At 70.0% G+C, this 23,797-nt stretch carries 14 protein-coding genes; 6 read left to right on the forward strand and 8 right to left on the reverse strand.

The window, feature by feature from the left end:
* The first annotated feature begins 17 nt into the window (after positions 1 to 17).
* Both ND747_RS06485 and ND747_RS06490 read left to right on the forward strand, forming a co-directional pair.
* Positions 18 to 491, forward strand: coding sequence for a VOC family protein (locus ND747_RS06485; RefSeq protein WP_251732551.1), 474 nt, complete (start codon positions 18 to 20; stop codon positions 489 to 491).
* 90 nt (positions 492 to 581) lie between these two features.
* On the forward strand, positions 582 to 1,097 hold the full coding sequence (locus tag ND747_RS06490; RefSeq protein WP_251732552.1) for an adenylate kinase: 516 nt from the start codon (positions 582 to 584) through the stop codon (positions 1,095 to 1,097).
* Between the two features lie 17 nt (positions 1,098 to 1,114).
* Here ND747_RS06490 and ND747_RS06495 read toward each other — a convergent pair whose 3' ends face one another.
* Positions 1,115 to 1,576, reverse strand: coding sequence for a MaoC family dehydratase (locus ND747_RS06495; RefSeq protein ID WP_251732564.1), 462 nt, complete (start codon positions 1,574 to 1,576; stop codon positions 1,115 to 1,117).
* Positions 1,577 to 1,746: 170 nt separating this feature from the next.
* A complete protein-coding gene (locus ND747_RS06500) occupies positions 1,747 to 2,919 on the reverse strand; it encodes an acyl-CoA dehydrogenase family protein (protein WP_251732553.1) in 1,173 nt (390 codons plus the stop codon).
* Between the two features lie 174 nt (positions 2,920 to 3,093).
* Here ND747_RS06500 and ND747_RS06505 point away from each other — a divergent pair, with 174 nt between their 5' ends.
* Positions 3,094 to 3,585, forward strand: coding sequence for a DinB family protein (locus ND747_RS06505; protein WP_285900102.1), 492 nt, complete (start codon positions 3,094 to 3,096; stop codon positions 3,583 to 3,585).
* A 485-nt stretch (positions 3,586 to 4,070) separates the two neighbouring features.
* On the opposite strand, the gene thrS is transcribed toward ND747_RS06505, so the two are convergent.
* Positions 4,071 to 5,345, reverse strand: coding sequence for a threonine--tRNA ligase (gene thrS, locus ND747_RS06510; RefSeq protein WP_251732555.1), 1,275 nt, complete (start codon positions 5,343 to 5,345; stop codon positions 4,071 to 4,073).
* 190 nt (positions 5,346 to 5,535) lie between these two features.
* On the reverse strand, positions 5,536 to 6,984 hold the full coding sequence (locus tag ND747_RS06515; RefSeq protein WP_251732556.1) for an isocitrate lyase family protein: 1,449 nt from the start codon (positions 6,982 to 6,984) through the stop codon (positions 5,536 to 5,538).
* A 187-nt stretch (positions 6,985 to 7,171) separates the two neighbouring features.
* Here ND747_RS06515 and ND747_RS06520 point away from each other — a divergent pair, with 187 nt between their 5' ends.
* Positions 7,172 to 8,746: a short-chain fatty acyl-CoA regulator family protein gene (locus ND747_RS06520; protein WP_251732557.1), complete on the forward strand. Its 1,575-nt coding sequence runs from the start codon at positions 7,172 to 7,174 to the stop codon at positions 8,744 to 8,746.
* 110 nt (positions 8,747 to 8,856) lie between these two features.
* Here ND747_RS06520 and ND747_RS06525 read toward each other — a convergent pair whose 3' ends face one another.
* Complete coding sequence (locus ND747_RS06525) at positions 8,857 to 10,905, reverse strand: NAD-binding protein (RefSeq protein ID WP_251732565.1); 2,049 nt, start codon at positions 10,903 to 10,905, stop codon at positions 8,857 to 8,859.
* 379 nt (positions 10,906 to 11,284) lie between these two features.
* Between ND747_RS06525 and ND747_RS06530 the strand changes: the two genes are divergently transcribed.
* Positions 11,285 to 14,128, forward strand: a complete 2,844-nt coding sequence (locus ND747_RS06530) for a helix-turn-helix domain-containing protein (RefSeq protein WP_251732558.1) — start codon at positions 11,285 to 11,287, stop codon at positions 14,126 to 14,128.
* 52 nt (positions 14,129 to 14,180) lie between these two features.
* Here the strand turns inward: ND747_RS06530 and ND747_RS06535 are convergent, their stop codons facing one another.
* Positions 14,181 to 15,254: a 4-hydroxybenzoate polyprenyltransferase gene (locus ND747_RS06535; RefSeq protein WP_251732559.1), complete on the reverse strand. Its 1,074-nt coding sequence runs from the start codon at positions 15,252 to 15,254 to the stop codon at positions 14,181 to 14,183.
* Positions 15,255 to 16,098: 844 nt separating this feature from the next.
* On the opposite strand from ND747_RS06535, the gene ND747_RS06540 reads away from it, so the two are divergent.
* Positions 16,099 to 17,949 carry a toll/interleukin-1 receptor domain-containing protein gene (locus ND747_RS06540; RefSeq protein WP_251732560.1) on the forward strand — a complete coding sequence of 617 codons (1,851 nt, stop codon included), beginning with the start codon at positions 16,099 to 16,101 and terminating at the stop codon, positions 17,947 to 17,949.
* Between the two features lie 38 nt (positions 17,950 to 17,987).
* Here ND747_RS06540 and ND747_RS06545 read toward each other — a convergent pair whose 3' ends face one another.
* Complete coding sequence (locus tag ND747_RS06545; RefSeq protein ID WP_251732566.1) at positions 17,988 to 20,414, reverse strand: biotin carboxylase N-terminal domain-containing protein; 2,427 nt, start codon at positions 20,412 to 20,414, stop codon at positions 17,988 to 17,990.
* A 403-nt stretch (positions 20,415 to 20,817) separates the two neighbouring features.
* Positions 20,818 to 22,497, reverse strand: a complete 1,680-nt coding sequence (locus ND747_RS06550) for a carboxyl transferase domain-containing protein (protein ID WP_251732561.1) — start codon at positions 22,495 to 22,497, stop codon at positions 20,818 to 20,820.
* Positions 22,498 to 23,797 lie beyond the last annotated feature (1,300 nt).

The raw sequence follows: 23,797 nt of genomic DNA on the forward strand, positions 1-23,797 counted from the left end.
CGACGAAGGGTCCGCACATGCCTCCCATCACGCCGTGCCTGTGGTTCGACGATCAGGGCGAGCAGGCCGCGCAGCTGTACACGTCGCTGTTTCCGAACTCGCGCATCACCAACGTCAGCCGGTACGGGCCCGGCGGGCGCCGGCCCGAGGGCATGGCGATGACCGTCCAGTTCGAACTGGAGGGTCGGGAGTACGTCGCGCTCAACGGAGGCCCCGAGTTCCCGCAGACCGAGGCGTTCTCCCTACAGGTGTTCTGCGAGTCGCAGGCCGAGATCGACCGGTACTGGGACGCGCTCACCGCCGATGGCGGCACGGAGAGCCAGTGCGGCTGGCTCAAGGACCGGTTCGGCGTGTCCTGGCAGGTCGTGCCCACCGCGCTTGGCGAACTGCTCGGCGATCCGGATCCAGAGCGCTCGCAGCGGGCCACGGAAGCCATGCTGAAAATGTCCAAAATCGATATCGAGGAGCTCCGGCGCGCAGCGGCCGGCTGAGTTCCTGCCGGTGGGCCGGTGGGCAGTCGGTGGACGTGGGCCGATACCTGCCCGCAACCACGACCTCGACGCGACATACGATCATCCCTCGTGCGTAGGGTGCTCGTCGTCGGTGCGTCCGGATCAGGCAAGTCCACGCTGGCCCGCCGGGTCGCCGACACGCTGTCGGTGCCGTACATCGAGCTTGACGAGTTGCATCACGGCCCCGGCTGGGTGCCTCGGCCGACCTTCGTCGCCGACGTCGATGCGGCCACCGCGGCGCCTGCCTGGGTGGTCGACGGCAACTACTCTGCCGTCCGAGATCTCGTCTGGGCCCGTGCGGACACGGTGGTCTGGCTGGACCTGCCGCGGTGGCTGATCGAATGGCAGCTCGTCCGCCGCACGGCAGAGCGGTTGCTGCTGCGCCGCGAGCTGTGGAACGGCAACCGCGAACGCTGGCGCGATCTGCCGCGGGCCGACCATCCGATCCGCTGGTCGTGGCGCAAGCACCCGATCTACCGCCAGCGCTACGGCGCGCGCTTCGCCGATCCCACCACCAGCCAGACCTGCATCCGGCTACGCAGCCGCCGTGAGGCACGAGGATGGCCTGCCCACCCATCGCCCTGATGCGGCTGGCCGTGAGCTCAGCGTGCGGGGGCGGGTGTGGCGGGTGCAAGCAGGATCAGCGCGGTGCGGACAGCCACGGCGACGATCTCGCCGCGCTGGTTGCGGGCGGTGTGTTCGAAGGTGACCACGCCCTCGCCGGGCCGGCTGCGGGAACGCCGCTTGGCGAGCACCACCGTTTCGGCGTTGAGGGTGTCGCCGTGGAGGACGGGTGCCGGGAAGCGGATCTCGCCGAAGCCGAGGTTGGCGACGGTGGTGCCCTGGGTGAGCTGGCTGACGGACAGACCGACCAGGGTCGACAGGGTGAACATGCTGTTCACCAGGCGGGTGCCGAAGGGTTGGGTGGTGCTCCACGCCTCGTCCAGGTGCAGGGCCTGCGCGTTCATCGTCAGGGTGCTGAACAGCGTGTTGTCGGCCTCGCCGACGGTACGTCCCGGCCGGTGCACGTAGACGATGTCCGTCTCGAGCTCGTCGAAGTACAGCCCACGCTGCTCGACCCGCCGCCGCGAGCCCGCTGGCGTTTCGCCGTCACGGGGAGATGCCGCACCCTCGCGGCGAGATGAACCGCCCTCGTGTACCGGCGCCTCGCCGCCAGCGAGAGGCTGCTCGACCTCGGCGCGAGGTGTCCTGCCGTCGGGTGCGGTCATCGCGGTCACAGGCCCAGGTGGCGGGCGATGAGAAGCTTCTGGATCTCGCTGGTGCCCTCACCGATCTCGAGGATCTTGCTGTCGCGCCAGTGGCGGGCGACCGGATACTCGTTCATGAACCCGTTGCCGCCGTGGATCTGGGTGGCGTCACGGGCGTTGTCGACGGCGGCGGCGCTGCTGACCAGCTTGGCGATCGCGGCCTCTTTGGCGAACGGTCGGCCGGCGAGCACGCGGGCGGCCGCGTCGTAGTAGGCGGTGCGGGCGACGTGGGTGCGCGCCTCCATCTCGGCGATCATGAAGGCGATGGCCTGGTTCGAGGCAATCGGCTGGCCGAAGGCACGGCGGCTGCGGGCGTAGGTGATCGACTCGTCCACGCAGCCCTGGGCGAGCCCGACCGCCAGCGCCGAGATCGCGATCCGCCCCTCGGCAAGAATCGCCAGGAAGTTCGCATAGCCCCGTCCCCGTTCGCCGAGGAGGTGGTCTTCCGGCACCCGCACGTCGGTCAACGTCAGCGGATGGGTGTCGCTGGCATGCCAGCCGACCTTCGAGTACGCCGGCCCCACCACGAGCCCCTCGCTGGGCACCGGCACCACGATGGCACTGATCTCGCCGGTGCCGGTGCCGGTGCCGCGGCCGGTGGCGGTGCCGGTGCCGGTCAGGGCAGTGACGGTGACGAGGCGGGTGATGTCGGTACCGGAGTTCGTGATGAACGACTTCGAGCCATTGACGACCCAGGCACCGTCCACGAGCTCGGCGGACGTGCGGGTTCCGCCCGCGTCACTGCCCGCCTCGGGTTCGGTCAGGCCGAACGCGCCAAGGGCCTCCCCCGCGCACAGCGCCGGCAGCCACCGTTGGCGCTGTGCCTCGGTACCGAACCGGTAGATCGGCATGGTGCCGAGCCCGCAGCCGGCCTCCAGGGTGATCGCCACCGACGAGTCGACCCGGGCCAGCTCCTCGATGGCCAGGCACAGCGAGAACAGGTCGCCGCCCATCCCGCCGTACTGCTCGGGAAACGGCAGCCCGAACAGCCCCATCTTCGCCATCCCCGCGACGACCTCGTACGGAAACGAGCGCTGTTCGTCGTGCTGCGCGGCTACCGGCGCGACCACCTCGCGAGCGAACTCGGCGACCGAGCGCCGCAGCGCCTCCTGCTCGTCGCTGAGCTCCGTGTTCGGCACGGCACACCTCCCGTCCGAGACCCGCGTACCCGAAGCCTGTCGCCCCGGGCCGAGGATGGCACCTGTCACCACGGGCAACCGCCCGGACGCTAGCACGAGCAACGCCGCGCCCACGCGAGGAAGGAAGACCCCGCCGTGACCGACCCCTCGTTCCGCCCGCCGACCGTGCGGTTGATGCAGGCCAGCGCTGCCGGCGAACGCGAGATCCTCGAGTCGTTCCTCGAGTTCTACCGGGACGTGTTCGTCCACAAGGTGCGCGGCGTCAGCGCCGAGGACGCCGCCCGCCGCCTGCTGCCGTCGCAGACCACGCTGACCGGCCTGGTCCGCCACCTCATCCAGGTCGAACGCAACTGGTTCCACCGCCTCACCAACCCCACCATCGACGCCGACGACGAGTCCGAGGCGAACGGCGAGCCGCCGTCGAGCTGGAACCTGCACCCCACCGACACCCTCGAGGCTGCCCTCGCCGACTACGAACGCACCTGTGCGCACTCCCGGACGGCGGCGGCCGGCTTCGCCCTGGACGACGTCGTCGGGCAACCGGAACTCGGCACCGTGTCGATCCGCTGGATCTACATCCACATGATCGAGGAGATCGCCCGCCACACCGGCCACGCAGACATCCTGCGTGAACTCACCGACGGCGCCACCGGCGAACTCGGCTAGCGCGCCGTCCATGAACGTTTCCGGTTGTGGCCAGGGTGCCGGGGTGACTGCGGGCGCATCCACCGGGGGCGGAGGCAGCCACCCGGCACCGGCGGCCTGCACCCGGCGACCGGCGTGACGCACCGTGATCAGATTGGCTCGTCGGGTCGAGACAATCCCGGGCGTGTCGATCAACATGGCCCTTCTATAGGGGTCAAGCCGAAATTTTGTCCGTTTCATCCCTACAGAAGGACCCATCCGCCCCGCCAGGCCCGCCGACGCCGACAACGGCCCGTGACGGCGGCGAGGTCGGCCGTCGAAACCAGCCTCGCGGGGCCATGGAGCCACAGAGGGTGCCCGGGCAACACCGGAGAGCACCCACGGACAGCAGCGGACGCCAGCCAGCGACAGCCCAGCCAGCCCCAGCCCCAGCCCCAGCCCCAGCCCCAGCCCCAGCCCCAGCCCCAGCCCCAGCCCCAGCCCCAGCCAGCTAACCGAACGTGAGATCAAGGCCTCGCTGATGGCTCCGGGTCAGCAAGGATCCGGAAGGGCACGGCGTTCTCGCGGATGCGGGCGCACGCCGCCGCGGCGGGTTCCGGATCACAGCGACGGCCGTCGCGCAGCCGCAGCGCGATGTGGCCCGCGGCGACCTCGGCCGGGCCGAGGACAGCCTGGTAGGGGACGAGGCGGGCGGCGCGGATGCGGGCGGCGAGGGAGCCGCGGTCGGGAGCGGCGATCTCGGCGCGCAGGTCGAGGTCGGGGTCGAGGCAGCGGCGGGCGAGGACACCTGCGGCGGGGAGTTCGGCCTCGGTGACGGGCAAAATCATCAGCTGGATCGGGGCGAGCCAGGTGGGCAGCGCGCCACCGTGGCGTTCGAGCAGGCAGGCGACGGCCCGCTCGACGGAGCCGATGATGCTGCGGTGGATCATCACCGGGCGGTGGCGTTGACCGTCGGCGCCGGTGTAGTGCAGGTCGAAGCGTTCCGGCTGGTGGAAGTCGATCTGGATGGTGGACAGGGTCGACTCACGTCCGGCCGCATCGGCGACCTGAACATCGATCTTGGGGCCGTAGAACGCGGCCTCGCCGGCCGCCTCCTCATACGCGACGCCGGCTCGATCCAGCACCTCCCGCAGCAGTGCGGTGGACCGTCTCCACAGCTCGGGCGCCGCGACGTACTTGCCACCAGAGCCCGGCAGCGACAGTCGGTATCGGGCGGCAACGAGGCCCATCGCCGCGTACGCCTCGCGGATCATCGCGAGCGCGGCGGCGGCTTCGCCCGCGACCTGGTCGACGGTGGCGAAGATGTGCGCGTCGTTGAGCTGGATCGCGCGAACCCGGGTCAGTCCCCCGAGCACACCGGACGGCTCCGAGCGGAACATGCCGCCGAGTTCGGCGAGGCGCAGTGGCAGCTCCCGGTAGCTGCGCCCGCGGGACCGGTAGATCAGCGCGTGGTGCGGGCACAGGCTCGGTCGCAGGACGAGCTGCTCGCCACCGACGTCCATCGGCGGGTACATGTCGTCGCGGTAGTGCGACCAGTGCCCGGACAGTTCGTAGAGTTCCCGCTTGCCGAGCACCGGCGAGTACACGTGCCGGTAGCCGGCCCGCCGTTCCGCGGCGCGGACGTACTCCTCCAGCACATGGCGGATGGCGGCCCCGTCCGGCTGCCAGTACGGCAGACCGGCGCCGATCAGCGGATCGGTGTCGAACAGCCCCAGCTCCCGTCCGAGCCGTCGATGATCGTGGGATACCGGGTGGTCGTGAGATACCGGGTGGTCGGGCATGACGGGCTCCTCGCGGACGGGCGAGGCGGGCGCCCACGTGGCGAAGCCCCGGGGCACTCGCCCCGGGGCTTCGGCTGCAGGTCAACGTGTCAGCGCGCCGGGACGGACTCCGGCGTCGTCGTCACGGCGAACTCAGCGCGCTTCACGGCGATCACGGTAGGCGACGCCGCCTGCGCCGTCCACCGGATTTTCAGGCGAACTGGGCCTCCTCGGTGGAGCCGCGCAGGGCGACGGTGTCCGAGGTCGGGTTGACGGCGGTGCTGACCAGGTCGAACCAGCCGGTGCCGACCTCACGCTGGTGGCGGGTGGCGGTGTAGCCGTCGGCCTCGCTGGCGAACTCGCGTTCCTGCAGGTCGACGTAGGCGGTCATGCCGTCGCGGGCATAGCCGTGGGCGAGGGTGAACATCGAGTGGTTCAACGCGTGGAAACCGGCCAGCGTGATGAACTGGAACGCATATCCCATATGCCCGAGTTCCCGCTGGAACTTGGCGATGGCGGCGTCGTCGAGGTGAGCCCGCCAGTTGAACGACGGCGAGCAGTTGTAGGCCAGCAGCTGGTCGGGATAGCGGGCCTTGATTCCCTCGGCGAAACGGCGGGCGATTTCGAGATCCGGGGTGGACGTCTCCATCCACAGCAGATCGGCGTACGGCGCATAGGCGAGGCCGCGGGCGATACACGGCGCCAGGCCCGCCTGCACCCGGTGGAAGCCCTCGGGGGTGCGTTCGCCGGTGACGAACGGACGGTCCCGCTCGTCGACGTCGCTGGTGATCAGAGTCGCGGCCTGGGCGTCGGTGCGGGCGATGATGAGGGTGGGGATGTCCGCGACGTCCGCGGCGAGGCGGGCGGCGTTGAGAGTGCGGATGTGCTGGCCGGTCGGGATGAGTACCTTTCCACCGAGATGACCGCACTTCTTCTCCGCGGCGAGCTGGTCCTCCCAGTGCACGCCGGCCGCACCGGCGGCGATCATTGCGGCCATCAGCTCGTAGGCGTTGAGCACACCGCCGAACCCGGCCTCGGCGTCGGCGACGATCGGCGCCAGCCAGTCCGTCCCCCTGGCCGCGCCGGCCGCGCCGGCCGCACCCGCGGTGGCAGTGCTGCCGGCGCCAGCACCTGCCACGGCCGGGGCGGGAGCAGGGGAAGGGATACTCCTGGATGGGGCGCTGCCCGCCTCGGCACAGGCGATCTGGTCGGCACGCAGCAGCGCATTGTTGATCCGGCGCACGACGGCCGGCACCGAGTTCGCCGGATAGAGGCTCTGGTCCGGATAGGTCTGGCCGGCGAGGTTGGCGTCCGCGGCAACCTGCCAGCCGGACAGGTAGATCGCCTTGAGGCCGGCGCGGACCTGCTGCACCGCCTGGTTTCCGGTGAGCGCGCCGAGTGCATGGACGTAGTCGGTCTCGTGCAGCAGCCGCCACAGCCTCTCGGCACCGAGTCGGGCCAGGGTGTGCTCCTCCACGACGCTGCCCCGCAGCCGCAGGACATCACGGGCGGAATAGGTGCGGCTGACATCAGCCCAGCGCGGATCGTTCGCCCACCGGTCGGCAAGTTCCCGCTCGGCCCGCTCCGCCCGTTCCTTGTGCACGTCGGCGGGCGCTCCCGCCGCAGCCGGCCCGGGCCTCGCCATCTCGGTCTCGGTCATCGTCGTCTCCCTGTCCCGAATCCGTTCGTGTTGTCCGCCTGCCCTGGTCCCTGAAACTGACAGATACATTCCCTGGGGTCGACCCGACCAACGGGCCAACTTCTGCAAATCCTGGCGCCTGTTCCGGCAAATTCTGCAAATGGCGGGTTGGCAGCAGGTGGGATATCCTCCGATCAGGAGGAGGTCGATGCAGAAGACGTTTGTCGGGAGCCGCCTGCGGGAACTGCGCGAGGAACGCGCGATGAGCCAGGTCGAACTGGCTCGCCTGCTGGCCATCTCACCGAGCTATCTCAACCAGATCGAGCACAACTCCCGGCCGCTGACCGTCCCGGTCCTGCTGCGCATCACCGAGGCGTTCGGGGTTGACGCCGGTTTCTTCGCGGCGCCCGATGTGACCCGGCTGATCGCCGAGGTCCGCGAGGTGCTCTCCGACGACACGATCGGTCTCGGCGTGGCCGGACTGCGGGTCCGTGACGGCGAGATCACCCAACTCGCCGAGCAGCTGCCGCAGGTCGCACATGCGTTGATCATGCTGCACCGGCGCTACCGGCAGGCCGGCGAACGGCTGGTCGCCCTCACCGGCGAACGTGATCCACAGCTCGGTGGGCCCAGTGGGTCGGCGGCGGTCCCGATGCCGGACGAGGAGGTTCGCGACTTCTTCTACCAGCGCCAGAATTACGTCGATGAGCTGGACGTCGCCGCCGAGGAGCTGGCCGGCGAGCTGTGCCTGACCCCCGGTCGGATGCACGCCGCGCTCACCGAACGGCTCGCCCGGCACGGCGTCCGCGTCCATGTCCGCGAGCCGGAGTCGCCGACGTCCACCTGGTTCGACCCGGGCGGCGCCGGCATCGGCCCTGCTGCTGGTGGCGTCGGGGTGGGTGGCATCGGGATGGGTGGCATCGGTGCTGGTGGCGGCAGCGGCGGTGGCGGGCGCGATCTCGGCCGGGACGAGCTGTACCGGTTCGACGAGCAGACCGGCGTGCTGACCCTGTCACGCCATCTGCAGCCCGGGCAGCGAGCGTTTCGGATGGCGTTACATCTGGGGCTCACCGAGTTCGGCGCGTTGATCACTCGTCTCACCGACGAGGGCATCCCGAGCGGTCCGCCGGCACGCACCCTGACCCGCATCGGCCTCGCGAACTACTTCGCCGCCGCCCTGCTACTGCCCTACCATCGGTTTCGGAGCACTGCGGAACAATTCCGCTACGACGTCGAACGCCTTTCTGATAATTTCGGCATGGGCTTTGAGACAATCTGCCACCGGCTGAGCACACTACAACGTCCCCATGCCCGCGGCGTGCCGTTCTCGTTCATCCGGGTCGACCGGGCCGGGAACATGTCAAAGCGCCAGTCCGCCACCGGTTTTCATTTCTCCCGGGCCGGCGGAACCTGCCCGCTGTGGAACGTCTACGAGGCACTCGCGGCGCCAGGTCGTATACACACCCAGATTGCCCGGATGCCGGACGGGCGCAGCTACTTCTGGATCGCCCGCACGGTCAGCAACGGCTACGGCCGCCACGGGCGTCCCGGCAAGACGTTCGCGATCGGGCTGGGCTGCGAACTGCGCCACGCCAGCCGGCTGATCTACTCGACCGGGCTCAACCTCGACGATCCGGCAGCCGCGGTGCCGATCGGCATCGGTTGCAAGGTCTGCGAGCGATCCGACTGCGCCCAGCGTGCCTTTCCCCAGCTCGGCCGCGCCCTCGACCTCGACGAACGCCGCGGCACGTTCGCTCCCTACCCCGTCGCCCCCACCACCTGATCCGCGCGACAGCGCACCGTCGGGACGGACGATCCTCGGAGCGGACGATGCTCGGAACGGGACCTGCTCGGGGCGGAGGATCCCTGGGACCGAGGATTCCTGGACCGGGATCAGCGGGGCGAGGGCTCGCCGCGCAGCTGGTTGCGGCGCACCATGTCGACGATGCGGGCGACCGGGCCAACCACGAGCAGTTCGTCCCCCGGGCGCAGCCGCGTGTGCCGACCCGGCCGGTAGTTCGGCGGACCGCTCACTGCGCCCGTCGCCCCATGCACCGGCTCGGCCTCGCCGTCCGGCCTAGCCTCGCTGCCCGGACTGGCCTCGCTGCCCGGACTGGCCTCGCTGCCCGGACTGGCCCTGGCGACGGGATGCACGGCGAGGACCCGTGTACCGGTGGCGAGCTCCTGCAGCGTCGGGCCGACCAGCTCGCCACCACCGTGCACGGTCATCCGGGCCACCAGAAACGGCGTCCGGTCAACGTAGAAGGTGCTCAGGACGTCGTAGCCGAGTGCCACCCCGACGAAGTACGGCGTGGCCAGGTCGGACGCGCTGCGTGCGGTGTGGATCCCGAACCGGCGCTCGACCTCGTCGGCCATGGTCGTGTCGACGATCCGCAGCACCACCCGAAGCTCGTCGTGGGCCTCCCGGGCGGACAGGACCGTCTCCAGGTTCGCCAGGCCGTCGCTGGTCAGTGCGGCGATCGCGGTCGCATGTGCCAGGCCCGCCTCGAGCAGGGTCGAACGCACCGTCGCGTTCCCGATGACCACCGGCACGGCCAGCTCCCGCGCGACGGGCAGGTAGCGGTTGTTCTCGTCCCGTTCGATGACGACGACCTGGCGGCCGGCGCGCAGCAGCCCGTCCATGGTGGCGACGCCGACCGACCCCAGACCGCACAGCACCACGTGGTTACGCACGGCTCCGGCCCGTCTGCGGCCCAGGGCCCGTTCCAACCGGCGACTGATGATCACATTGGTGATGAACGCGTACACCACGGCGATCGACAGGGCGCCGAACAGCATCAGCCCGATGCCGAACACCTGCAGCCACCGGCCGGCGGCGCCGAAGTTGAAATCGCCGTAGCCGACCGTCACCATCGTTTCGACCGTCAGGTAGAGCGCGTCGAGCGGCCCGAAATCCGGCGGGGCGGCCCTGTTGTTGCCGGTGTAGGTCAGCGACAGGACCACCGTGCTGGTGGTCATGATGGCGAGAACCGCACCGATGGCCAGCCGAAACGGCCGGTCAAGCTCTCCCCGGACGGTCGCTACCAGCTCCCTCGCCCACACCAGCAGGCCGGGTCGCGCCCGCAGCTCCCCTCGCGTCCGCGTCAGCACACCGGACGGCAGGGCGCCGAGCGATCGTGCCTCGGATCGACGTGGGCTGGACGGACGTGCACGGGCAGGCCGTCCACCGGGCAAGGGCGCACCGGCGGCGTCGGGATGGCTGAGAGCGGCGAACAGACGCGCGTCGTGCAGACCGGAGACGTCCATACCGCGCTCGTCGAACTCGGCGAGGCGACCGATGACCGTCAGCCGGTCGCCGGGATGCAGTGGGATGTCCCGCGGCGGGCAGACCTCGGCGTCACGTTGGCCCGCGCGGCGCAGCGAGATCGGAGTGAGGTCGCCGTAGCGAGCCCGGAAGGCCCCCCGGCCGGCGATCTCCTCCTCGATCACGGCGAAGACGTCGGCCTGGGCGTCGGCCTGGGCGTCCATGGTGAACGCGTGGGTGACGTCGGAGCGTACGCAGGCCTCGACGAAGCTCGGCCCAGCGAGTTCCGCCAGGTTCAGCACCCGTGCCCGTCCCAGGGCACCGGCAAGCTGATCACCGAGCTGCGCGTTGTTGACGTTCATGACCAGGCGGACATCCGGCGCGGTGTCCGCGACGACCAACGCCGTCTGCAGTGTCTCGAGGTCGGTCTCGTGGCAGACCACCACCGCAAGCGCGTCGGCGACCCCCACCTCACGCAGCGCCTCCGGTGCATGTGGGCTTTCCAGCACCAGCCGCACCCCGAGCCGTTCGAGGCGGCGACGCGCAACCGGCGACACCCGGTCATCCACCGCGACCACACCGACGCCGGAGTCGCGCAACTGCTCGACGAGCCGCAGCCCGAGTCCTCCCAGCCCCTCGAGACCCGCCACGATCACATGCCCGACGAGCGTGTCCACGCCGTCCGTGTCGTCCGTGCCGTTCACGTCGTCCGTGCCGTTCACATCGTCCGTGCCGTTCACGTCGTTCACGTCGCGACGGGCATCCTCGAAGGGCTCCCCAAAGCCGTCCGCATGTCCCTCCTCACCAGCGGGTCAGTGTCGCATGGCCCCGCCGGGGAGGAGGTGTGCGTACGCCAGGGTCGCCGGGCGTTGACTGTTCGCGGTCAGATGCGACCTCTGCGTCAATAACGTCTGGCCGGGTGGGAGGCCTGATCGCCGTCGGCGAAGATTGTGGTGTCGAGTTTTTGACGCGGCTTTCCGTCCGCGTCCTGTCGCGGGAAGATTAGTGCAGGTAAACGCACCTCTGTCTGTTCTCTCTCTGCTGAGGTATGTACGCGTGTCTGACCAGATCGACCTTGCTACCGTCACCACCAACCTGGAATTCGGCCGCGCGCTCACCACCGTACGGCTGCACGCCGGGCTCAGCATCCGCGACGTCGCGCGTCAGGTGCGGATCCCGGCCAGCACCGCCGGAGGGTACTTCAGCGGCGCGCACCTTCCCGGCCTGCAGCCCGCGGACCTGCTCCCGGACATGCTGCGCGCCTGCGGTGTGTCCGACGAGGCCGAACTCGCCCGGTGGACGGCGACCTGGATGCGGCTGCGGCGTGCCCGCCGGGTCGAGGATGCCCACGGTGTCGGCCTGCACGGTGTCAGCCTGCACGGTGTCGGCCTGCACGATGGCGTGTCGGGCAGCGTCGATCCGCAGCGCGAGGGCGGGCGGGTCGAGCCTGGGGCGTCCGGCGCGGGACACGATCGCGCGCAGCCGGGACAGGCTCCGCTCGGCCATGTTCACGGCAGCGACGACCTCACCCCGGCTGGAGGCGGCTCTGCGCGCGCCGACAGCGACCGGGGGTGGGGCACCAGCGGCCTTGGGCGGGGTGGCGGCGCCGGGCGGTACGGCGCCACCGCTGCGTTCGGCGGCGAGGGGGACGGGGAGCGCGGCGGGGTGGGCGAGCTTGCCCCACCGATCACGATTGTCGCGCCGGTGGCGCGGTTGAACCGGATCGGCACGCTGCGTGGGCGTGCGGACATCCTCGATCTGCTGTCCGCGCGGCTGCCCGCCGTCACACCAGACCCGGCCGACCCGGTGGGTGCGGCTCTGCACGGAAATGGCACCGGAGCTGGTGGGGTGCACGTCCTGCATGGGATGGGTGGGATCGGTAAGAGCACGGTGGCGCTCGCTCTCGCCGAACGGGCGCTGCAGCGTGGGCTACGGACCTGGTGGGTCAGTGCGACGGGGGTCGGTGCGGTGCCGGCGGCCATGGCGGCGCTTGCGGTGGAGCTGGGTGCGACCCGGCACGAGCTGCGTAGCGGCAGCCTGCCCGATCTGCTCTGGCGTTACCTGCGCGGGCTCGACGAACCGTGGCTGTTGGTGATCGACAACGTTGACGATCCGGCGGCCCAGCTCGCGTTGCCGTCCGGTGAGCTGCTCGACGGCAGCGGCTGGCTGCGCCGGCTGGACGGCACGCGCGGCATGGTCGTCGTCACCACCCGAGACCGGTCGGCCTGGACGGCCGCGGCCGGCGTCGGCCTCGGCACCGGCCTTGATGGGCTGGGGGTGCGGCTGTATCCGGTGGCCAGGCTCGATGACGACGATGCCGGCGCGGCGCTGATCGATCTCGCCGGTCCGAACGCGGGAACAGCGGCCGAGGCCCGAGCGCTCGGGCGTCGCCTCGGCGGCCTGCCGCTGGCGCTCGCGTTCGCCGGGCGGTTCCTCGCCCGCACGGCACGGATGCCAGCGCACTTCGGCGACCGGGACGTACCACGTACCTATCCGGCCTACGAGCAGGTACTACGCGCCGGTGGGTCCGGGCCGGTCCTGCCCGACTTCGACGGGACCGCACCCGCCGTCGACGGCGGATCCGGACGGGCCTCGAGCCGCGACCGCGAGCGCGCGCTGGTCGGGCCGACCTGGGAACTGTCGCTGCAGGTCCTCGCCGACCAGGGCCGCCCGGCCGCCCGGGCGCTTTTGACCCTGCTCGCCTGCCTGGGCCGCGATCCCATCCCGCTCGAGCTGCTGGACCCGGCGACGCTGGCCGCCGGCCCCCTGTTCGACGGTCTGCGGCCGACCCAGCTGTGGGACCTGCTGGACGCCCTGGCCGGCCAGGGCCTCATCGACCTGCTCCAGGACCCGCCGCAGCCCGCGCAGATCTGGCTTCATCCGCTGGTCCAGGACAGCTTCCGGCGTGGCGCGCTGTACGGCGGGCAGCTGGCCGACCAGCTGGAAACGGTCACGGCGCTGCTGGCCCGGGCGACCCGGATGGACCCGCGCGATCCACACCACTGGGCGGGCTGGACCCGGCTGCGCGGGCATGCCGACGCGAGCCTGCTCCTGCTGGCCGAGAGCCCGGACCCCGCCGGCCTGCGCCTGCCACCGGAACTACTCGTCTCCGCCACCCGCGAGGGTCGCTTCCTGCGCGCCACCGGCCACCTCACCCAGGCTGTCGCCGCCTACGAAGCGGTCCTGGCGGTGGGACGGCCGCTGCTCGGCGACGAGCATGCCGACGTGCTCTCCGCCGAGCACGACCTGTACCGGGTGACGGCCGCGCTGGGCCGGCAGGCCGAGGCCGAACCGGGTTTCCGCCGGGTCCTCGACGCCCGGATCCGACTGCTCGGCGTCCACCATCCCGACACGTTGACCACCCAGCACTACCTGGCCCGCACCCTGCGGGAACTCGGCCATGTCACCGAGGCGTTGGAGCTGTTGGAACTGACGCTGCAGCGGCGCCTGCCCGTCCTCGGTGCCGAGCACCGCGACACGCTCACCACCCAGAACAACATCGGCGATGTGCTCGCCGAACTGGGCCGCCTCGACGAGGCGGAGCAGACCCTGCACGCGGTGTGGTCGGCCCGCGGCGACATTCTCGGCCCGACCCATCCGGCGACGCTGGTGACCCTGGCACACCTGACCCGGCTTGCCCTGCGCATCGGCGCGGCGGACCGGGCCGCCGCCCATGCCACCACCCTCGTCTCCGGCTGCGAGCAGGTACTCGGCCCGGACCACCCGCGAGCGCTGGCAGCCATGGGCCTCTACGGCGAGGTCGAACGGCGCCGCGGACGGCTCGCCCCGACCACACGGGCCACCTACGTGGCCGCACACGAACGCAGCCTGCGCGTCCTCGGCGCACAGCACACGACCACCACGACCCTCGCCCGCCTGGCCACCGCCGACACCCCCTGACCCGGCTGGCCCGCCAACCCGGCCGTCCTCCTGTTCGCGGTACGCACTGCTCTCAGCGGGGACGGGCCCACAGGGCGGCGGTCAGCGTCCAGCCAACGAGGATCGGGGGGGACGTCCACCAGGGGAGATCACCCGGTGTGGTCAGCAGCCAGGCGATGGCCGCCAGGTGGCAGGCAAGCAGGTTCACCAGGGCGAAGCCACCCCCCGGTGGCGAGGACCGGTGGACCGGGTCGAGGCCAGGTGCGCCCGAGCGCAGCAGATGGGCCAGGCCGATCGCCGCCACCAGGGCGGCGGCCAGCGCCGAACAGGCTGCGAGGCCGTGACCCAACGTGGGCAACCCAGGATCATCGGCCAGGCCAACCCCGACGACGACGGCCACCGCGACGAGCAGGCCCGCCTGCGCCGCGCAGACCAGCAACACATACCGCGAGGGAAAGACGAACCCGCTCGGTCGGCGCAGCCGCACCCCGGTGACCAGTGCCGTCGTGAGCCGGCCGGTGAGCCGGTCAATGGGCAGATCACGCAGGCCGATCACGGTCGCACCGGTGACGGCGGCGCCCAGGGCGAACCCCGCGGCCAGGGCGAACGCGTCCAGCCCGGGACGTCCGCCGGCGGCGAGCACCCCCAGCGGCACACCGGCGGCCGGTGCGAGGGTGGCCACCACCGCGTCGGCCAGCCACCAGGCGGCGCTGGCCTTCTGCACCGCTGTGACACGGCGCATCGTTGTCCGCGACGTTCGGGCGGCGACGAGCAGGGCGAAGCCGAGTCCGCGGGTCACCGTTGGCGCCAGGAGGAGGGCACCGAGCATCACGGCCAGGCCGGCCAGGCCCGCTCCCGCCGCGACCGGGGCCGTTCTCACCCGTCCTCGCACCAGCGGGCTGGCCCGCCGGGCCGGATTGAGGCGGTCGGCGGGCAGGCCGCCCAGCGCATCCAGAAGTCGGCCGTGGATCGACAGCAGCACACCACCGAGGGTCAGCAACAGCACCGTTCCGACTCGGGGATGGGTGATGGCCAAGCCCCCTGCGGCGAACGGGACGGCGTCGGCGAGCGCCAGACCCGGCCGCGCCAACGCCACGGCATCAGCGAGCCGACCTCGGCCCGCGCCCGCATCGCGGGTTCCCCCCATAGGACCTCACGATCACTTCTCGCACCCGGTGGAGCACTGCGCTCACGAACGATCGCAGCCTGTTGAGATAAACCCATTACGAGCGCCAAGAAAAGGTCCCGAGGGATCACCGTACAAGCTCGTACGGACAGCGTTCGGTGCACAGGCAACAACCCGCTGTCGAAAATCCGCCCGCCCGAGCCGAAAAAATTCCGCGAACGCGTTTCCCGGCGATCACGGTGCGAAACGAAGCTCCCGCTCCTCCTTTACCCATCAAGACCGGGACAAGCCGGCGCGATACTCAGCGCGGTCTCGACGCGACGCGGCATCGTGGCGTCCTACTGCGGTCGGGTGACCCGAGGAGACCAGCGGTACGCCACAATGCCGGAGCGGGCCTCCCCCCGACGAAAGGCCCGCTCCGGCGACAGCCCGGAGTCGGTGGTTCCGCCCACCGCCCCGCGACCAGGACGCGGGGGCAGATCATCCGGTGGTGGGAAACACGTTGGTCCGGCGCCACTAAGACAACCGTGGGTCGGGCCTTTCGCAAAGAGCATGAGGGTACATCCGGACAACGTCGGACAGGGGCGGCGTACAGGTCCGGACAATGCCCCGTCACCCGTCCTGGACAGACCCCCTCCGGGCGGTATCCGATGTGGCGCGCAGCATCTCCCGGACCGGTTCGGGGTCGGCGCCGACGGGCAGTATTCTCGCTGCATCGCCGCATTTGCGGGAGGGCACTGCGGTCCCGGCCGGACCGGAGCGGGCCATCCGCGCACCGGCGACAGGGAAGGTCACGCCCGGGCTCGTCGCCAGCCCCAGCAAAAGCCTCCTTAGACCCTAAATGTCCGTTCTCAGGAGACCCGGTATGACCCCCTTCGTGGACCAGCGGTTGCGGGAAAGACTCGATAAGAAGGCTGCGGACGAGCTGGATCAATGGTGCGTCCAGTCCGAGAACAGCTTCACGCTGGACCACTGGCTGACGAATGGGCTGTCGACGGCTGCCGTCGCCGCCGTCCTCGAGCGGCACCCCCACCGCGGGGCCGAACTGGTCATCATGAAGGCCGACCGGGCCACCGGCGAGCCTCGGCCCGGCGAGTTCGCCCGGCATGACGATGCCCTCCACCACGTGAAGGCCTTCGCCGAGTTGCACCTCGCCCAACGAGTGCGCGAGCCCGTCTCCGGCGGCAACGGGTGGTGGTTCGTGTTCCAACGGGTCGCCGGCGGCAGCCTGTCCGACCTGGTCACCCTGCAAACGGTGCTGCGCGCCGTTCTGCACCCGTCGCGTGACCGGCATGGCTCGCGCCTGGTGGCGGGCAACGGCCAGGGGTCGTCGTTTCCCCCGGCCCAGACCCGGTCCTACTCCCTGCCCAGCGCCGACGCCGCCATGTTCGCCGCCACCTTCGCCGATGCCAGCGCCACCGTCGTCAGCTCGACCCTCAACGACTGGGCCGGCCGGCCACAGGTGGAATTCCTGGACGTGCCCATGATCCTGCACCGCCAGCTCGGCCACCGCGCAGCCCCGAACGGCGCGGTCACCAAGCTTGCGCAGGCCCACCCCGGCCCCACCCTCGTCTGCGAGGACGAGGACCAGGCCCTGCCCAACCCCTTCAGCCTCGTGTTCGACACCGACCGCTACCGCGACATCCAACTCCCGACCTTCATCGGCCGCGCCCACGGTGACCTGCACATCGAGAACATCCTCGTACCCGCCTCCCTGCACAACATCGCCGCGTCCTACCAGCTCATCGACCTCGCCCGCTACTCCACCGACGCCGTGCTCACCCGCGACCCCACCCACCTCGTCCTGCACGTCCTCGCCCGCACCCTGAACGAACTGGGCCCCACCGGACGCACCGCCGCCATCGACATGCTCCTCGACCCACGCGACGAAGGAGTACGGCTCCCCACCTGGCTTGCGACGTTCATCTCCGAAACCCGTAAGGCCGGCGAAAACTGGGCCCGCCAGGCAAGCCTGGTCGACCACTGGCGTGACCAGATCCCCCTGTCCCTACTCGCCTGCGCCCTGACCTGCGCCGTACGCCCCTCAACCCGCCCCGAGGACCGCGGCTGGTTCCTCCGCCTCGCCGCCAACGCCGCCGCCGTCATCTTCGGCCAACACATCCCGGCAGGCGTTGGCACACCCACAGCGACGACCACCCCACCAGCAACGGCTACGTCATCCGCCACCGCGGCACGTCCGGCCACCCTTGCACCGTCCGCCACCGCCACGCCATCGTCTGGCCCTGCGTCCTCGGCCACCGTCGCCCCACCCACCGCCCCACCCACCGCACCGTCCGCCGCAGCTGAGGCTGCGCCGCGGAGCACCGGCGACTCGGCTCGGCGTTCCAGGTCGCAGCCGGCGTCGGACATCGACATGGTCATCTCCTACGCGCCCACCGACGAGTCCTGGGCAACCTGGATTCACTACCACCTAGTGAAGGCCGGCTGGCGGGTAGCGGACCTGGATCCCACCCGGGCCCACGGACAGAGCCGATCACAGGCCGGCTCAACGCAGACCCGAACCCTCGTCGTGGTATCACGAGCTCACCCCCTGCCCGCGACTGGAACGACGCACGATCTGGTCGTGGTACAGGTCGAGGAAACCCAGCCATCCGCCTCGGCCATCGACATCGACATGGTCGACCTCGCCGGCCTTGGCGAGAGCGAGGCCCGCACGACGCTCCTCACCCGAATCTCGGCGATCTTTCCCCGCTGAGCGACTGTGCCCTTCCGCCATCCCGCCCGGTGTCCCCGTCATCCGGCCGCCCCGATCCCCGTCCCGGCGCTGACGTCGGCTCCGGACTCGGTCCCGGTCCTCGTGCCGGCATCGCTTTCGGTCCCGAACTGACCTTCGGTTCCCGGTCCGGGTCCGGGACTGGGACCGGGACCGTCGGCTGAGGGTGCGGCGACGACTACGAGGAGCTGGTCGAGGCGAACCTGGTCACCACGGTGGGCGTGCACCTCGGCGACAACTCCCGAAACCGGCGCAGTCACGGGATGCTCCATCTTCATCGCCTCGACGATGGCCAGCGGCGTTCCGGCGACGACGGTCTCCCCTGGTGTCACCAGGACGGCGGTCACCGTTCCGGGCATCGGGCTACGGGCAGCGCCGCTGTGCGCCGCGGCGCGCGGCCGGGTCGACGGCGCGGGCGCCTCCGCGAACCCCCAGGCCCGGCCGTCACGCCCCAGCCACAGCACCCGACCGCTACTTTCGTTCGACGTACGGTCGACCGCGGTGCTCTCGCCGGTGGCCCACGCGAACGACCAACGAGTGGTGACCGATCCGATGGTGATCAGCAGGTCCCGCTCGCCGTCCACCTTCACCACCCGCACGGACGCGGGCACTGGCGCATTCTCGCCCAGGCGGACCCTGGCCGAGGCGGGTGTGCCCCGGGCTGAGACCCGCACGGTCCGCGACATGCCGCTCAGTGCGACGCCTCCCGCCGGTGTGATCTCCCCGGCCGGCTCGTTGTGCCCCGCTGCTTCGGCGCCTCCGGTCGTCGTCTCCGAACCTGCCCCGACACCGTTCGCGCCGACGTCTGTCGACCGGGATCCCGACGTTGCCGACGGCGCCGCGCCCACCTGCGCCCCCGTCCCGGCCGGAGGAAGCACGACCTCCCAGCTCAGCCAGGCGGGTTCACCGGGACGCCACCCCGAGGGGACATCCCACGGATCGATCAGCGCACCGGTCGGTTGTAGCGCGAGCAGCCGCACCAGCGCGTAGGCGTAGATCGCCTCGGCGGGCGGATCGTCCCGGACGAGGCCACCCAGATCCCGTTCGATCAGGCCGGTGTCAAGGCGGCCGGCGCGCACGTCCGGGTGATCGAGCAGCGCCCGCAGGAACCCGATGTTGCTACTGACGCCGAGCAGAACCGTGCCGGCCAGCGCCGCATCAAGACGAGACAGCGCGGCCCGCCGGTCAGCTCCCCAGGCAACGATCTTGGCAACCATCGGGTCGTAGTCGGTGCCGACGGTGTCCCCGGTGGCGATGCCGGCGTCGACGCGCAGGGCCGGGCCGGCCGGCTCGCGGAAATCGAGCACGTCCCCGCCGGTCGGCAGGAATCCACGGGCCGGGTTCTCGGCGTACACACGGGCCTCGACCGCATGGCCCGCAGTACGCACATCGGCCTGGCCAAACAGCAGCGGCTCGCCGGCTGCGATTCGGATCTGCTCGGCGACCAGATCCACACCGGTGACGAGTTCGGTGACGGCATGCTCGACCTGCAGCCGGGTGTTCATCTCCATGAAGTAAAACTCGTCGGGCACGTCCGCGGACATGATGAACTCGACCGTGCCCGCACCGACGTAGCCGACCGCCCGCGCCACCGCAACGGCAGCGGCGCCCAGACGGATTCTGGTCCGCGGGTCAAGCAGTGGCGACGGCGCCTCTTCGATGATCTTCTGGTGACGTCGCTGCAGGCTGCATTCGCGTTCGCCCAGGTGAAGCACCGCGCCATGCTGGTCGGCGAGCACCTGCACCTCGACATGGCGGGGCTGGGAGATCAGCCGTTCCACAAACAGGGTGTCGTCACCGAACGCGGCGGCAGACTCCCGGCGAGCGGAGGCCAGCGCCTCCGCCATCCCCGCCGGCGCACGCACGATCCGCATGCCCTTGCCGCCCCCGCCGGCCGACGGCTTGATCAGCACCGGATAGCCAATTTGACCGGCGGCCTTGATCAGCGCCGCGTCGTCCATCCCGGGCACCGACCGGCCCGGCACCACAGCAACCCCGACCTCCGCCACCGTCCGCCGCGCGGCGATCTTGTCGCCCATCAGCTCCACCGCGGTCGCCGACGGTCCGATGAACACCAGGCCAGCAGCCTCGCATGCCCGCACGAAGCCGGCGTTCTCGGCAAGGAATCCGTAACCCGGATGCACGGCCCGCGCGCCGCTCACTCTGGCTGCTTCGAGCACCGCGTCGATGTCAAGATAGCTCTCGCGGGCCGGCGCCGGCCCGAGCCGGACGGCCAGATCCGCCGCTCGAACATGACGGGCATCGGCGTCGGCATCGGAATGCACGGCGATCGCCCGAATGCCGAGCTCACGTAGAGTCCGTATGATCCTGACCGCGATTTCCCCACGGTTCGCCACCAGGACAGACGTAATCCCCAGCCCATCGCCGCCGGCTCCCCGTCCCAGCAGGGGATTTTTCGCGGTCGCAACCGCGTCCGCCACTCCCATCGCATCACCACCTGCGCCGACGTTCACACCCGCTGTCCCGCGTGTCTCCCCGTTTCCGGCCGGGTCGTCATCGGCCACCGGGGTGGGCAGCGCGGACGACACGGAGATGACCGAGTCATAGCTGCCGTTCGCGGACAGCCCCGCCGGCGCGAGAGCGGAAGGCACTGAAGCTGGCGGCGCCACGGCTGGCTGCGCCGGAGTCATCAGCGCCGGGTCAGTCCCTACCCGGCCATGATCTGCCGGTGCAGCGGGCGGCGCCGCAGCCGATGTAGGCGCAGACGCCGCTCCAGCAGCGATGGGGTGCTCACCGGTCCCGCCCGTCACGTCGATCCTTCCACGCACGCCCTGCCTGTCACGTCACTCGCTCCCGCCGTCGGCCCGCCCTTTCCCTCATGGCTACAGCTCACATCCGAAACACTCCATAACCAACCGGGTCCAGCGGCGCATTGGCCGCTACCGAAAGGCCGAGCCCCAGCACCATCCGGGTGTCTGCCGGGTCGATCACGCCGTCGTCCCAGAGCCGCGCGGTCGAATAGTACGCGTTACTCTGCGTTGCATACCTCTCCCGGATCGGCGCTCGGAAGGCGGCCTCCTCCTCCTCTTCCCAGTCAGCGCCGGAGGCTGCCAGCTGGTCGCGTCGAACGGTGGCGAGCACTGCGGCAGCCTGATCCCCGCCCATCACCGAGATCCGCGCGGTCGGCCACATCCACAGGAAGCGCGGGGAGTATGATCGTCCACACATCGAGTAGTTCCCCGCACCATATGAGCCGCCGATGACAACCGTGAACTTCGGCACCCGGGCACAGGCCACAGCGTTGACCATCTTCGCGCCATGTTTGGCGATGCCAGCGGCTTCGTACTCACGACCGACCATGAAGCCAGTGATGTTCTGCAGGAACACCAAAGGGATGCCGCGCTGGTCGCACAGCTCGATGAAGTGGGCCCCCTTGAGCGCCGACTCGCCGAACAGCACCCCGTTGTTCGCCACGATGCCCACCGGATGGCCATGCAGCCGAGCCGTGCCGGTGAGCAGGGTGGCGCCGAACTCCGCCTTGAACTCGACGAACCGGCTGCCATCGACGATCCGAGCGATGACTTCACGGACGTCGTAGGAGGTCCGCCCGTCCGGCGGCACGGCCGCGTACAGCCCCGCAGGGTCGACAGCAGGCTCTTCCACCGGCAGCACCTCCCACGACCGTGGTGCACGAGGTCCCACTGTCGCCACAATCGACCGGACAATGCGCAGCGCATGATGATCATCGTCGGCAAGATGGTCGGTAACGCCGGACGTGCGTGCGTGCAGCAGCCCACCGCCCAGCTCCTCGGCGCTGACAACCTCGCCGGTCGCAGCCTTCACCAGCGGCGGACCACCCAGGAAGATCGTCCCCTGGTCGCGGACGATCACCGCTTCGTCGGCCATCGCGGGGACGTAGGCACCACCCGCCGTACATGATCCCAACACTGCGGCAATCTGCGGGATACCCTGCGCCGACATTCGAGCCTGATTGTAGAAAATGCGACCAAAATGGTCTCGATCCGGAAAAACTTGATCCTGTAGCGGCAGAAACGCTCCACCCGAGTCCACGAGGTAGATGCAGGGCAGCCGATTCTGCAGCGCGACCTCCTGGGCGCGCAGATGCTTCTTCACCGTCAGCGGGTAGTACGTGCCGCCCTTGACCGTCGCGTCGTTGGCGACAACCAGGCACTCCCGTCCGCTGACCCGCCCGACTCCAGTGATGATGCCCGCACCCGGGACTGGATCCTCGTACAGCCCGTTCGCAGCCAAGGGGGACAGCTCGAGGAACGGGCTGCCCCGGTCAAGCAACGCGTCGACCCGGTCGCGCGGAAGCAGCTTGCCTCGTTCTACATGCCGTTCCCGCGCCCGCGGTGACCCGCCCGCCGCGGCGACAGCTAGCCGCTCCTGCAGATCCGTCACAGCATGCCAGTGCCCTTCGGCATTGCGCCGAGCCTGCTCACCGGACGCATCGACCCGGCTGACCAGAGCGGGAACGTCGACCGCCGAGGCGGTACCCACCTCGACGGTCGGCACCCCGGCGGCGCCTCCCACGCGTACTGCGGTCATGGCCACACCCCCACAATGTCGACACATCCTTGCCAAGGATGACGTTTTTCCAGGTCAGCAGGTTGCGAATCCTCTTGCCTCCGATGGACATAGAACCGCGCGGCGCCGTGTGCGGCCACGCGTGACGCACCCCACCACCCGACCGTCGCCATACCCCGAATTCGGTACACCGCCTCCGACTGAATTGTCATCATTGACGCCACCGCGGCATACCTTAGCGGCTACCAGCCGGCTGACTCCCCGCCGAGCTCGTAGCCCTTCCCGTGCTGGGCCGATTGGCTATCCTCCCGGCAGCATCGGTCCCAGGCCCGAGGTCCGCGGACAAACCGCGAGCAAATGCCAGGTGGTGTCGAGTTTCGCCAGCCTCCAGTCCTGATCCGACAGCGCGCGCACGGGCCACCGCCGCGGGCGTCGGGCGAGCACGCAACGCAGACACAGCCTGACAGGCGAACCCTCGACATGAAGATCACGTATGACCACTCCTCGCGAGCCATGATCGGCTCCGACTCCATGCGCCCGCGCACAGCGCGACTACCGTCCCAAGCGTGCTTCGAGCCCGTCCGCCCGGCCGACACGCATCCGTCTACGCGTTCCCACTCCGCCCGAGCCACCCGGCATCTACTCACCGCATCCCTGCTCTCACATCAAGAGAATCACCCGACCCGCCTCGCAGGTCATCTTCACCCCGGGAGAGACGACCGAAACCCATGGGCGACGTGCATCCAAAATTGCAATGTGAACCGACCTAAGAAACCACGAGACCATGGGTACACGAAAAATAATTTGAGGATTTAAACCCGAGCATGGATACAAATATCCAAGGCTACATACTCACCATCTCGCCCCAGCCTTCGGGGCCGACCCACCCTCGAGAGTCTGCCGATCTCTCAACGAGACAGCACCGATCATACATGAGATTGCGGCGCCGTCCATAGGGAGATCGACCGGAAGGGTCCCCTCTCGGACCAGGAGTCGCATCGGCACTCGGGTGGACGAAGAGCAGCCTCACGGACCCTCGAACACTGCACTTCACCACTTCTTTCTCGGTGTTGTGGTCGTGGTTCCGGGTGGGGTGTGGCGTGTTTCTTCGAGTGTGTGGTGGGGGGTTGCCGGTGGACGACGAAAGGTCTACTCTTCGAATGCACGTTCGAGCATGGCTGGTGGGTGTCGTCGGTGGTTACCTCTGCCGGCCGGGGCCTTCTGTTCCCGTGTTCCTTCGTGCCCTTCGGTTCTTTTTTCTGTCGGCTTTTTCTTGTCGGGAAGGGGGTGCTGGTGATGGCGGTGGGTGTCGAGGCGATGT

The sequence above is a fragment of the Frankia sp. R82 genome (genome assembly GCF_023716925.1).
GTDB lineage: Bacteria > Actinomycetota > Actinomycetes > Frankiales > Frankiaceae > Frankia.